Consider the following 13,161-nt stretch of genomic DNA (forward strand, 5'->3'; position numbering starts at 1 on the left):
AGCACCGAAGTGGGAAGGTTTGACCTATTTTCTGAGTGTATCCGAAAACTGCTACATAATCAGTTCCCCGTTATAAATTAAACCGGTACCCCACACCCCAGATTGTTTCAATATACTGCGGCTTGGATGGGTTGAGTTCGATTTTTTCCCGCAGTTTGCTGATATAGACGGTAACCGCTGCGGTATCACCAAGGGAATCCAATCCCCAAATCCGTTCAAACAGATGATCCTTGCTAAATACCTGGTTGGGACGTGTCATCAAAAACTGTAACAGATCGTATTCCTTGGAGGTAAAAAAAACTTCTCGTTCATTGACAAACACTCTTCGGGATAACTGGTCGATACGAATGCCACGGATGCGAATTTCGTTTTGTTTTTGTTCGCGGCTTCCGATCAAGCGATCATAACGGGCGAGATGAGCCTTTACCCGGGCAGTCAGTTCGCTTAAACTAAATGGCTTGATGATATAGTCGTCTGCCCCTAACCCCAGACCTCTAATTTTATCGATGTCTTCTTTTTTGGCGGAAACCATCAAAATCGGGATCTCTTTCGATTGACGCAGCTGTTTGCAAATTTCAAAGCCGTCTACTTTGGGCAACATCAAATCGAGAATAATCAGATCGTAGGGTTCATCCATCGCCTTTTGCAAACCGATGTCACCACTCGCTGCGACCTCCACCGCAAATCCATTCGCCTCCAGATAATCCTTCTCCACTTCGGCAATCACCGTTTCGTCTTCAATGATTAAGATCCTTTTCATCACTCGTCACCACTTATTCCATTCGGTTTTGGCAATGCAAAATAGATGTGTGTTCCCACTCCCAGTTCGCTTTCCGCCCAAATGTGACCACCGTGTTCATTTACAATATGCTTGACGATTGCCAGTCCGAGACCGCTGCCACCGGTGGATGTATTTCGTGATTCTTCCGCTCGGTAAAACCGATCAAAAATATGCGGCAAAGCCTCCGGCGCAATCCCCTGTCCATTATCCTCAATCGTAACCGTTACCTTGTCTTCGGCTTCAACTAATCCAAAGCGAATCTGTTTTTCCGCTTTGTCCATATACTTGACACTGTTATCGACAATGTTTGAAATGACCCGTCCTAGCTTTTCGCGGTCGGCAATCACATCAATCCTATGGTTGGCAGCTTGAAATTCAACCTGGATTCCGTTCATTTGCGGACTATGATGAAGTTCCTCTACATATTCCTGCAAAAAGGCGACGATATCCACATGCTCAAAGTGAAAGGGCACTCGCTTTAGATCCAGTTTGGAAAACAAAAACAACTCATCGATTAAGTGGTCCATATCGACCGCTTTTTTATAGATCATATCGATATATTTATCTCGCTTTTCATCAGTGTCGGCGATTCCGTCACGAATGCCTTCGGCACACCCCTTGATCGCGGTAATCGGCGTTTTTAAGTCGTGTGAGATATTGGAGATCAGTTCTTTGCGGTTCTCTTCATATTGGAGCTGAGTCTGGATCGATTCTTTTAAACGGGAGCGCATCTCCTCAAAGGTGGCTCCCAATTGCCCAATCTCATCTTTTCTGTTTAGGCGTACCTCATGGTCGAGGTTGCCCTCTTTGATATGCTCCGCCGCATGTTTCAGCGTAAAGAGAGGTTTAATGATACTGCGGGAAAGCAAAAAGGTTAACACACCATTGGTTAAGCCGATCACCAGTAACAAGGAGAGAATCAACAGCGGTAAAAACTTACGCACAAACTCAATCAACTGGCTTGAATCGCTAACGAGAATCATCGTGCCTGTCCGGCCATCCGCAAATGTAAATGAATGCTTTTCCACCACAAACAGACGACCATCGGATTTTACCATATGATTGCCTTTCTGATGAGCCCCTGGCCTCTGTAATTGAGCGAGAATATTGCTCTCCTCTAGAAAGGGGGACTGATATAGGATCTGATTGTCTGTTTGAATCACCAATCCCGACCGCACCTGCCGAAATTGACCATCCACTTCTTTTAAAAACGCTGCATCGACTAATCGATCCGGTTCATAGCGGGAGATAAATTTGATTCCAGCAAACAGATCATTCCGTTGATCAAAGAACTGTTTGACGTTTTGAACCGACTCCCTGCCATCACCTACACCGTAGTATTCGTTAACATCGACAATCTCCTGCGAAAAAACAGCTAACAGCACAGTCACCACCAGACAAAACAAAACCAACGGGATTAAAATCATCGCGATAAACGAAAACAACAATTTCATCCGGATCGACATCGGTGGATCTCCTAACTTCCCTAAAATTGTTTCTGCTCAAACCGGTACCATCCGAGCGTGTATAGCAGCATACTGCTGGAAAGTAAAAACAAAAATCCATTGATTAGTGTACCCCAAGCAGCGGTGCTCCCTATCCAGAGCGTATACCAATCCGTATAGGCAAAAACGGACCAATGATCAGCTTGTGGAAATAAAAACGGGAGCAACTTCGCAATCGCATAGATGAAAATAGTCAAAACTAGTGTCGTGGTACTGCTTTTTACCCATTGGGCAATTGCGACAGCCACCAACGCCACCGCCATCATCGAGACACCTGTAGCTAGATAAGCTTTCACACTGTCAATCAATCCGGAAAACCATTCGCCACCACCTAGGAAAAGTCCTGTAAAAGTGGACATCAACCATAGAGTTGTCAGATATACCACGATCGCAACAGCAATCGCCAATATTTTGGATGCAAATATTTTAGAGCGGGCAATGGGACGAACCAGTACGATTTTAAGAGTGCCTGCCTCCTCTTCACCGGAAAAGGAATCGGCTGCGGCCATAAAAATAAACAGCGGCAAAAAGACAGAAGTAAACAAACCCAGCATCAACAGTGGAAAATCAGAACCAAGACCGATGGAGAAACTAGTACTGCTCTGAAAAGCGGTCAATACAATTGCCGTCACAATAGGAATAAAGGCAGTCAGTACCAAAAACAGTTTTGTTCTTCGCTGTAGCCACAGCTTTTGCACCTCATTCAACAGATTGGCGTAAATACGATGCATCGGGATTCCCCTCCTTGATCCCTTGAATCTCGTTTAGATAAATCTGTTCTAGCGTTTGGTGATCATTTAACAGTTCTTTAAGATTCCCCTGGCGAAACAGCTTGCCCTTGTAGATGAAACCGACGCGATTGCATATTTGCTCCATCTCATGAATCATGTGACTCGAGATTAAAAAGGTAATTTCTTGCTCCCTGGCCAGACGCTGAATCAGCCTTCGCACCTCCACCATACCCTCAATATCCAGACCGTTGGTGGGTTCATCCCAGATCAACAACCGCGGATGGGATAAAAGAGAAGCTGCCAGTGCCAGCCGTTGTTTCATTCCTAAAGAATACTGGCTCACTTTTTCGTATTGATAAGAAGTAAGCCCTACCTGCTCCAACACTTCATCGATCCGCCCCTTCGGCAGATCCGGATAAAAACGACTAACCAATCGTAAATTTTCCGCACCGCTCATATAATCATAGGCAATCGCTGTCTCAATCACCGCACTAACCCGCTCCATCGCCGTCTCAAACTGATCACGGATTCGGTGTCCAAATAGCTGAACCGTTCCTTTATCAGCGATACATAAACCCGTAATCACTTTTAAAACCGTCGTTTTTCCCGCTCCATTGGGACCGAAAAGCCCATATACATCCCCTTTATAAACATCGAAACAGACATCCTCAACCCCGCGCCCGTTACGATATTGTTTGGTTAATGCTTGTACGTGTAATACTTTTTCCATCGGTGATCACTCCTTTCTTTGGATTGGTTCAACCGGACAGCACTCATCTCTGTCCGGTTGAGACCTCTCCGTTACAGAACAGTTAAGATACAAGTCTTGCCAGCTTGATGACAAAGTGAGCCCGGGTCCCGATCTCCGTCTTCACGCCTCTTTCCCTTTCAACGATGAAAGGATGACCACTCCGTCTTCTCCACCCCCCACCAGCGACCAAAAGAAAAACATGTGTGGCCGCTAGACGGTTGGGGTCTTTGGAGACTCCGCTGAGTAGTCGATCAATGGGAACGGTGTTTCCATTCGTCGCGCTTTACTGTTTCCACTTTCTTTCCCTTTAAATTGACCGAGTCAGCGGTGGTTTGGTTAAAATCAGAGAAGACAGCGTCGATTTTGATTGTCACGTGATGATCTCTTCCGGCGTCATCTTTACCGCTAATATTGAGTGTCACGGTTTGCCGTTCAAGAGTATCCTTCGGGTTAATCGTCGCATCCAGGTTGATACCCTCTACCTTGATATTTTTCGTCAATGGTGGAAGTTGCGGTTTGACATCAGCAGGAACAAACGGATTTTTATCCTGCTGCTTCCCTGATCCGTGATGGTTGGCGGCATTCTTGATTACCATTGCCCCCACTGCATCAGCAACGGCAGGCACCTGGCTTCCGCTCAGCTGCATCGATACTTGTCGACTACCGTTCGCTCGCTCCTCCAATGCCATCTGTTGGCGCAGATTGCCAACCAAGGCATCCACTACATTTTCCATCTCAGGGGCGATTTCCGCGTTTTCACGCTGATGCTCCCTTTTGCCCCCTTCAGTTTGAATCACCTGATAACCATCGCGATCCTCTCGTTTGATAATTGTTTTCTCATCTTGATGAAAGACATTGAAAGAATGGGTTTTTGTTCCGTTGTCGAGGGTTACAGCAGAGCTTGCCGTTTGCTCTGTTTGATTCTTTTTAACGGTCGCATCCACCGCAAAGATTTTCTTCTCTTGATCCGAAACAGCGACGGTAAACTCACCAGTCACGCTGTTGACCGCTTTGGTGTTTTTTAGTGCAGATTTGTACGCATCATAGCCGGAAGTGTTCGCTGCATTGGCAAAACCGCTACCAATCAACAGCACGGCACCGATCCCCGCACAAACCCCCATCGTGATCCACTTTTTCCTCATCATCTTCTCCCCCATCGATTTAAAATGAAGCCCACCCTTGGCAGATTCCTTCTCCCTATTTACATGGGGTGGTGCTTTCGATTTTCATCATAGCCACTGTCTCTCTATCGACTCTAAAGGAAATCTTAAAAAAGAATAAAACGAAGGATTCATAAAAAAACAGAGCAGCGGCCGTCGATATTGGCCCTACTCTGTGTTTGCGTCGATCTCTTCGGACGTTATGAATAACCCAATCACAAGGGTAATTGCAAAGACGGGATTGAAAGAGAGGTCGTAGTGAGCGCGCAGGATGGATGGTTTCCGTTGTGCTGATTTAAAAACAGCAGAACAGAACCGTCAATGTCGGCCCCATCCTGCTTTTTACCCTCTCCTGAAATAGTCCTTGGATCCGATCCGCATTCTTGCTTAAGCCGTTGTCGTTTTGATGGAGCGTTTTCGTTTCCCACAGGGTTTAAAAACGGACAACAGAAACATCGCTATCAAAAAGATGATTTGCAGGATAATTCCCACTAGTAGCTGTTGTTGATTAACGATAAAAGCCGGGTTGGATGCATGAAAGTCGGTGGCCGTCGTCATGGTAATCCCCTGCAAGGTCCAAACAACCATACCAACAACGCCTAAACCAATCGAAAATAGCGTCAACACTTCTTTGGCGATAATCCAATAAAATCGAAACAATCCCCAACGGGTTAAAACGGAGAGTAAGATTCCGGTTACAACCGTACCGATGGTAGAAGCGCGCACACTTGTCTTGGCCAGAATATGCATGCTGGTATAGCACGCTTGTAACACTTCAGGATCACGAGTATTGGCAGCTGTCAAAGTTAAAATGAGAAAAGCGACTGTCACTCCAAACAGAATGGCAGCAAATAAAAGATGAAGCGATAATAGCCACTTTCGTTGCTTTACCGTTAATTTCCCCATTTGATTTTCACTCCCTTCATCCGATCGGCCTATCAGCTTCACTCTTCCCTCGCACCACCGCTACAGACAGTATGGTATCCTCACTTTCTCAAATAACTCCAAAACAATAATTAAAAAAGGATAAAACAAAGGCCAAACAAAATAAAACCTTGTTAGTCATGCAAATACCGTCGCCTGCACAACAAAAAGGTTTTTCAAAGGTGAAGCAAATATTTTTTTCATGTATCCACCTTTTGTGGACAAAAAATCAATTTACCATTCGAATAAAGAAGATAAAGGCACTCTTTTTGGAGGGATTCGGTGTTATTACGTGATCCGCAAAATCGTTGGAAGAAGTATACGGATTCTCGTCACAGCTTTATTTTCACCTATCAGCAGGATGTGGAAAGGTTTGCTGAAGCCCAAACGGGTCTATGGATTGTTTGCTCCATCCACGGTCCTTACCACACCCATTATTGGAGGGCGTCTCGCATTCGGCCCGAATATGAAAGCCAAGTGGAAAAAGAAGCGCAGTTGATCCGTTATAACCCACCCACCCCATTGCGAAAACAATCGATACAATCAATGGATCTATTTTAAGATTTTATTCATCTGTGGCGGATTCTTCACCCACGCCTCCGCTTCATCCCAGCTTTCGATGCGCGGCAGGTTGTGGGGATAATCCCGATTGTAGACGGCATCGACAATCACGGTGGGCACCCTGGCTGCCACCAACTTATCTAGATGATGGGGCGCATCTTCAAAAAAGAGTTCAACGCCTAAATCCCGAGCCACTGCCGCTTTGTCTTGGCACCCCATCTTCAGATTGTTTCCATCGAAGGGGAAGCCGTGCTCCGTCAGCCACTTTTCCGTTACCTGCACCACTTTTTTCATCCCGGGACGCGCCGTGATAAAGTAGATGCGGTGACCTTCCTGCGCGAGGCGGCTGAGTGTTTGCGATGCATGGGGCAAGGGAACTCCCAGGGAATAGATGCGCGCTTCCAGCTTGCGCCACAGGCGGGTGCTCTCCCGTTTGCTCAATCCGTAAGCTTTATCCAGATAAAAGTCCGTTACCTCTTCTTCTTTGACTGAGCGGTTTAATTCTTCATTGAAGATATGTACGGCGGCTTGATGCGTATTTTTAATCGTTCCATCAATATCCACTCCGATGATCATGGACAAACCCCTTTCATCCCTTGCAAAATTCTAACCACAGAATCGACCCTCTTTATTATCTCACGCTGAAGAAGCATTATCAAAACAAGCACATAAAAAGAAAAGCCCGCCATCTGGCGGACTTACTTGTTTTATCATTTAAAGATCAAAAAATGCGAGCCCCATTATGCCGTGTCACCTGAGTTTTGAACCTGCTCTCGGCAGGTGGGTGCCCTGCAACCATGGTTACGAGTCCCGTCTAGGGCATTCGCGCGCATGGTTGACTTCAGGCTCCCGTTGGTAAGGTGTTGGCTCAAAACTGTCGGCCAACCACGGACATCGCAGGGCTCTTTGTATTCCTATGTTAACACAGCCAATTTCCTTTAGCAACCGGAAAACGTGTCTTCAGGATTCCGTCTAGTGGCATCCTCACTCTTCAACACAGTCGAGTTTAAGGATAGTGTGAACGGATTTTACTCCTCGGTTGAGCTTTGCTTACGTCGCATAATATGCAATTCCTGCAACTGACGATCATCCACCGGGGCAGGGGCTTGTGTCATCAAACAGCTGGCGCTGGCGGTCTTGGGGAAAGCAATTGTTTCCCGCAGATTGGACCGGCCCGCCAACAACATCACAATCCGGTCAAAACCAAAGGCGATTCCGCCATGAGGGGGAGCCCCATATTCAAATGCCTCCATCAAGAACCCAAATTGTTCTCTCGCCTCATCCATGGTAAAGCCGAGTGCTTCAAACATCGCTTCCTGCACTTCGCGGCGATGGATGCGCTGACTCCCGCCTCCGATTTCAAAGCCGTTTAGCACCATATCGTACGCCTTGGCCCGCACTTTGCCGGGATCGGTTTTTAACAACGGAATATCCTCTTCCCGTGGGTTGGTGAAGGGATGATGTTCCGCATACCAGCGTCCCTCCTCCTCATCGTAGGAGAGGAGCGGAAAGTCCGTCACCCAGGTAAACCGGAATTCTCCTTCTGGAATCAGGTCCAATGCTTTGGCCAAGCGTACCCGTAATTCCCCCAGCACCTCTGCCGTCACCTTGCGCGTGTCGGCCATAAAGAATAAGAGGTCGCCAGATTCCGCTTGTGCCGCTTCCATCACATCCGCCAACTCCTGCTCCGACAGGAACTTAGCTACCGGCCCTTTGGGCCCTTCCGCTTTTAACGCCACCCACGCCAAGCCTTTGGCACCCAATTCCTGAGCGACTGCCCCCCACTGATCGATCTCCTTACGGCTCCATCCGCCTTGCCCTTTTACATTGATCGCCTTCACCGCGCCACCGGCGGCGATGGTGGATGCAAACACTTTAAAGGAAGTCTCCTTCAAAATGGGGGAGAGATCAACCAACTCCATTCCAAATCGCAAATCCGGGCGGTCGGAACCAAACCGCTCCATCGCTTCCTGATAGGTGAGGCGGGGAAACGGCCGCGGCACTTCTACTGCGATCGTTTCACGGAAAATGGAGGCGACCAGCTCTTCCATCATGGATTGGAACACATCCGGATCTAGAAAAGAAGCTTCAATATCGATCTGGGTAAATTCCGGTTGCCGGTCTGCCCGTAAATCCTCATCCCGAAAACAACGTACAATCTGAAAGTAGCGTTCCATCCCCGAGATCATCAACAATTGCTTAAAAATTTGCGGCGACTGCGGCAAAGCATAAAACTGGCCTTCATGCACACGGCTGGGTACCAAGTAGTCCCGAGCCCCTTCCGGTGTGCTTTTGGTCAGCATCGGCGTTTCTACTTCGATAAAGCCCTTTTCCGATAAAAAGCGGCGAGTCGCTTGCATCGCTTGATGACGCAACAGTAGCGTTTGTTGCATCATTGGCCGTCTTAGATCGAGGTAACGGTATTTGAGCCGGATGGACTCATCTACCTCCACCTCATCCTCCACCGCAAACGGCGGTGTTTTGGAGGCGTTGAGAATCGTGATTTCTTCTGCCTGCACCTCGATTCTCCCCGTCTTCATTTTGGGGTTGATGGTCTCCTCTGAGCGGGCAATCACTTCCCCCCGCACCGCCAGCACATATTGACCACGCACTTGATCCGCCACATGGGCCGCTTCCTCCGAAACCGCTTGATTGCACACCACTTGTACCGTTCCAGAGCGATCACGCAGATCGATAAAGATTAAATCCCCGAAGTTACGTCGCTTCTGTACCCATCCATTTAAAATCACTCCCTGCCCCACTTCAGCAGTGGTAAGCTCGCCACAAGGATGGGTCCGATAAATCGATTCCAACAGCGTTTCCTCCCTTATCCATGCATCCGTTTATCCCGTACATATTCCACCAGCTTATCCAGTTGGATCGTCTCCTGGACACCGGTGGCCAATTCCTTGACGACAACTTGGTTATTCTGAAGCTCCTCATCTCCCAGAATCGCCACCAAACGGGCATTCATCCGATCCGCCGCTTTTAGCTGTCCCTTCATTTTGCGCCCCAACGCATCCCGTTCCACCGAGCAACCGGCTTGACGTAGGGCTTGTAATAACGATAACGACCGCTGCTGTGCCTCCTCACCGATGGTGGCCAAAAAGCAGTCCACTTCTATCGAGAGCGGCAGCTCCACTTCTTGGAGCTCCAAAGCGAGCAGCACCCGCTCTAACCCGATCCCAAACCCGATGCCCGGCATATCGGGTCCGCCCACGTCCTGCACGAGACCGTTATAGCGACCGCCGCCACCGAGAGAGCCGGAAACCCCCTCGACGATATATTCAAAAGCGGTTTGGGTGTAATAATCCAAGCCGCGTACCAGCCGTGTATTAAGAACAAACGGCACCTGAAGTTCATCCAATCCTTTTTTAACCGCAGCAAAATGGGACTCACAATCATCACAAAGATGATCCACCATCCGTGGCGCTTCCGCAGTGATCGCTTGGCAGGTCTCATTTTTACAATCCAGGATGCGCATCGGATTCCGTTCCATGCGAGACTGACAATCTTTACACAATTCCTCCCGGCGAGGCGTAAGGTAGGCAACCAGCTTTTCCCGAAACAGCGGGCGACAACGGTGGCAACCGACACTATTCAACTCTACCTGCACCCCATCCAATCCGAGGGAACGGTAAAATTGAAACCCAAGATCGATTACTTCCGCATCCGTCAACGGGTCCTCCGTTCCAAACACTTCGACGCCAAATTGGTGGAACTGTCGTTGTCTGCCCGCTTGTGGCCGTTCATAGCGGTACATTGGCCCGATGTAGTACCATTTGGTGGGTTGGGGATCGCCATATACTTTTTTCTCCACAAAGGAGCGAACCACCCCAGCCGTTCCCTCCGGCCGCAGTGTCAAACTGCGCCCACCTCGGTCTTCAAACGTATACATCTCCTTCTCCACAATGTCCGTCGTCTCGCCCACACCCCGGCGGAACAGCTCTGTCTGTTCAAACAGCGGCGTCCGCACCTCAGAGAAATGATAGCGCCGACACCATTCTCGGGCTTTTTCCTCGATATACTGCCATTTCTCCACTTCGCCGGGCATCAGGTCAACCGTGCCGCGCGGTACGCGAAAATTCATCCCTTTCGCCTCCTTTTTCCTTGTTTTTCTGTATTAAAAAATCCCCCGCCACTGACCTTGTTGTCAGGGACGAGAGATTAGCTCCCGCGGTACCACCCTTGGTTGAAGACGCATCCTACGCCTCCCACTTTCAGGCCGGGTATCGTCCGGCAAACGTTCGGGTCTACTGCCCCCATAGAAGGGGTTCGCTCCGAAACCTCCGGGTGTCTTTCGCCGTGGTGTGGCATAGTGGCGCTTGCAGCCTGATGGCGCCTCCTCTCTGGTTGCCCATGGCACGGTTACTCTCCCATCATCAGCGTTGATCTGTCGATTGAAGTAAAATGCTGTTGATACAGAAGTCTACGGGAAGGGAGGGAAAAAGTCAAGACATTGGGGGAAAAAGTTTGATCGTACCCCCAAAAACAAGGCTGCCTAAATCTGTATTTATTGTTGCGTAACAGTTATTGATATTCATAAACTGTTATAGTATAATTACTTCAACCTGGAACGGGAGGAAAGCCCGATGCAAACCAAGCCGGTCCAAGAGGAAATATGTCCCGTCTGCGGCAAGAAGATTGAGAAAAATCGCGAATCCGTTCTCAAGGAATGCTGCTCCGACCAATGGATTAAACAGCAAATCGATAACTGCTATTTTTAATCCCCTTCCGCCCCTTGGGGCTTTTTTTATTTTTCAACCAGCGTATACAGCTCCTCAAACAACAGTTGCTCCAATGTGAAGGAAAGCCAATTTGCGGAACTCTCCACTTCTTTTACACAACGTTGATAGCGCAAAAAAGACCACCAGCGACGGGCGGGAAAATGATCCTTTACCTCGCCCAACCACTCCTGACACGCTTGTAGCACCGGCTCCGCCTCACGTTGATGCTCTGTTAGAATCTTACAGGCTTTATCATAACCATTGAGCAACCGCTGCCATTCTTTTTCCTCCGCGTGATTTCCAACCAGACGGGTGATATATTCCTCATGTTCCTGAATCAATTTTCCAACCTGTTGTGTCGGATCTTTCTCTGCCAACGCATCAAATCCATTGATCAGCGAAGCAAGCGTTTTCCGCTGTGCAGGGGTTAGACGATCAGCTGACTTTTCCAATCCTTTTAACGCATTACCAACCTCCTTCCACTCCCCGACCAAGGATGTCTCCTCCAAATCATTGTATTCAAGCAAAAAATGCTCCCACCACTCTAATTTCATCGCCTCTCGCAAAAGCTCACGCCGGATTTTCTGTGGAATCGCTTTTCCCGACTCTTGGTCTACACGGGCCTGAGGTTGATCACCTCCCCCCCTACGGTCAATGCCTACGTGATCGGTGTTGGGAACGATTGTTATATAATACGATCCATCCTGATAAGCAAGACTAAATGGAAGAAGCAACATATAATCCTTTCCGCTCTCCTTCTGCAGCCGTTTTACCAACCAATCCGGTCCAAAATCCTCTAACGGTGCTCCCATATGCCCTCACCCTTTCCATTTTCGTTCTCCCTTTCTATTGTTGGACAATGACGACTTTTTGTCCAATCCATTTGTCACAATCAAACTTAATAATCAGCCAACAACATTTATCCAATTTTTTCACTTCTTTTAAAGTGCTTTTACAAATAATAACTATACTAGTGCACGACTTATCCACTAAGGAGTGTGACTCATGCCCAAGATCAAAACATTGTTGGCTGGGATAGCGGGTGTCCTTTTATTCAGCGGAATTTTGCTGCCCCATGGAGCAGGAGCGGAAACAACCGCTACTAAATCCCAATTTTTAAACATCGCCCACCGGGGAGCATCTGGTTATGCGCCGGAAAACACCATCGCCGCTTTTGACAAGGCCGTAACGATGAAAGCCGATTATTTTGAAGTGGATGTGCAACGCAGTAAAGACGGTCATCTTGTCATTCTTCACGACAATACGGTTGATCGAACTACTGATGGAACCGGGTATATCGGCGACCTTACATTGGAGGAAATCAAACAACTGGATGCAGGCAGTTGGTTTGGAGAAGAATTTGCTGGGGAGCCGATTCCCACCTTAAACGAAGTGCTGGATCGCTATCGCAGCAAAAACATCGGCATTTTGATCGAGTTAAAAAGCCCTGAACTGTATCCCGGCATTGAGGCGGAAGTCGCCCTCCTTCTGGCACAAAAAAAACTGGATAAACGGACGGACAAGATTATCGTTCAATCGTTCAACCATGATGTGATGAAAAACTACCATCGGTTGCAACCCACCATCCCCGTCGGTGTTTTGGTCAGCTACACCCCTGAAGGCGTCTCTGATGAGCAACTGCGGCAGTTTTCAACCTATGCCGACTATGTCAATCCCAATCAACGCTTGGTGAATCACGATCTGGTGCAACGCGTCCATGCGAACGGCATGAAAATCACTCCCTACACCATCCGCGCCGAAAGCGAAGCCCGGCAAATGATGGCCGCCGGCGTTGACGGCGTCATTACGGATTTCCCCGAATTAGGCCGATTGCGCTGAAGAAAACACTAATCCTGATCCTGGTGAATACCAGGATTTTCTTTTTTGTTTTCCTATGATAAAAATAGTCGTTTGTTGATCAGCCTCCAACAGAGGAGATAGGAACTTCTTGAATCGATCGAAAAAAAGGGGATTTTTACCCGACGCCTCGAAAGAATGGGCTGGAACATGATTGAACACCA

General features: G+C 48.1%; 13 protein-coding genes and 1 other RNA gene. 3 read left to right on the forward strand and 11 right to left on the reverse strand.

Annotated features, from left to right (window positions below; translation table 11 throughout):
* Window positions 1-70: 70 nt before the first annotated feature.
* From C8J48_RS11220 to C8J48_RS11245, 6 genes are all read right to left on the reverse strand, one after another.
* Window positions 71-760, reverse strand: coding sequence for a response regulator transcription factor (locus C8J48_RS11220; RefSeq protein WP_107726824.1), 690 nt, complete (start codon window positions 758-760; stop codon window positions 71-73).
* Window positions 760-2,247 (reverse strand): sensor histidine kinase, encoded by a 1,488-nt coding sequence (locus tag C8J48_RS11225; RefSeq protein WP_107726826.1) that lies wholly within the window; start codon window positions 2,245-2,247, stop codon window positions 760-762. The genes C8J48_RS11220 and C8J48_RS11225 overlap by 1 nt, the downstream gene beginning before the upstream one ends.
* Before the next feature lie 20 nt (window positions 2,248-2,267).
* On the reverse strand, window positions 2,268-3,017 hold the full coding sequence (locus C8J48_RS11230) for an ABC transporter permease (protein ID WP_107726828.1): 750 nt from the start codon (window positions 3,015-3,017) through the stop codon (window positions 2,268-2,270).
* A complete protein-coding gene (locus C8J48_RS11235) occupies window positions 2,986-3,747 on the reverse strand; it encodes an ABC transporter ATP-binding protein (RefSeq protein ID WP_107726830.1) in 762 nt (253 codons plus the stop codon). The genes C8J48_RS11230 and C8J48_RS11235 overlap by 32 nt, the downstream gene beginning before the upstream one ends.
* 272 nt (window positions 3,748-4,019) lie before the next feature.
* The gene (locus C8J48_RS11240; RefSeq protein ID WP_107726832.1) at window positions 4,020-4,910 is read right to left on the reverse strand and encodes a hypothetical protein; all 891 of its coding nucleotides are present in this window, start codon (window positions 4,908-4,910) and stop codon (window positions 4,020-4,022) included.
* Between the two features lie 405 nt (window positions 4,911-5,315).
* Window positions 5,316-5,834, reverse strand: a complete 519-nt coding sequence (locus C8J48_RS11245; RefSeq protein ID WP_107726834.1) for a DUF2269 family protein — start codon at window positions 5,832-5,834, stop codon at window positions 5,316-5,318.
* Window positions 5,835-6,134: 300 nt separating this feature from the next.
* Between C8J48_RS11245 and C8J48_RS11250 the strand changes: the two genes are divergently transcribed.
* Window positions 6,135-6,413: a hypothetical protein gene (locus C8J48_RS11250; protein WP_107726836.1), complete on the forward strand. Its 279-nt coding sequence runs from the start codon at window positions 6,135-6,137 to the stop codon at window positions 6,411-6,413.
* Here the strand turns inward: C8J48_RS11250 and C8J48_RS11255 are convergent.
* The 4 genes from C8J48_RS11255 to hisS all read right to left on the reverse strand — a co-directional run bounded on the left by C8J48_RS11255 (window position 6,405) and on the right by hisS (window position 10,503).
* Window positions 6,405-6,989 (reverse strand): 5' nucleotidase, NT5C type, encoded by a 585-nt coding sequence (locus tag C8J48_RS11255; protein ID WP_107726838.1) that lies wholly within the window; start codon window positions 6,987-6,989, stop codon window positions 6,405-6,407. The two genes, C8J48_RS11250 and C8J48_RS11255, sit on opposite strands and share 9 nt — an antisense overlap.
* A 154-nt stretch (window positions 6,990-7,143) precedes the next feature.
* A non-coding RNA gene (gene ssrS / locus C8J48_RS11260) (6S RNA) lies at window positions 7,144-7,319 on the reverse strand.
* A gap of 122 nt (window positions 7,320-7,441) precedes the next feature.
* Window positions 7,442-9,217, reverse strand: a complete 1,776-nt coding sequence (aspS, locus tag C8J48_RS11265; protein ID WP_425430479.1) for an aspartate--tRNA ligase — start codon at window positions 9,215-9,217, stop codon at window positions 7,442-7,444.
* Window positions 9,218-9,240: 23 nt separating this feature from the next.
* Window positions 9,241-10,503, reverse strand: a complete 1,263-nt coding sequence (gene hisS, locus C8J48_RS11270) for a histidine--tRNA ligase (protein WP_107726842.1) — start codon at window positions 10,501-10,503, stop codon at window positions 9,241-9,243.
* Between the two features lie 502 nt (window positions 10,504-11,005).
* Here hisS and C8J48_RS19220 point away from each other — a divergent pair.
* Window positions 11,006-11,140, forward strand: a complete 135-nt coding sequence (locus C8J48_RS19220; RefSeq protein ID WP_281261207.1) for a hypothetical protein — start codon at window positions 11,006-11,008, stop codon at window positions 11,138-11,140.
* A gap of 26 nt (window positions 11,141-11,166) precedes the next feature.
* On the opposite strand, the gene C8J48_RS11275 is transcribed toward C8J48_RS19220, so the two are convergent.
* Window positions 11,167-11,952, reverse strand: a complete 786-nt coding sequence (locus C8J48_RS11275) for a hypothetical protein (RefSeq protein ID WP_107726844.1) — start codon at window positions 11,950-11,952, stop codon at window positions 11,167-11,169.
* Between the two features lie 193 nt (window positions 11,953-12,145).
* On the opposite strand from C8J48_RS11275, the gene C8J48_RS11280 reads away from it, so the two are divergent.
* The gene (locus C8J48_RS11280) at window positions 12,146-12,979 is read left to right on the forward strand and encodes a glycerophosphodiester phosphodiesterase (RefSeq protein WP_107726846.1); all 834 of its coding nucleotides are present in this window, start codon (window positions 12,146-12,148) and stop codon (window positions 12,977-12,979) included.
* Window positions 12,980-13,161: the final 182 nt, after the last annotated feature.

Source organism: Desmospora activa DSM 45169 (assembly GCF_003046315.1).
Lineage (GTDB): Bacteria > Bacillota > Bacilli > Thermoactinomycetales > DSM-45169 > Desmospora > Desmospora activa.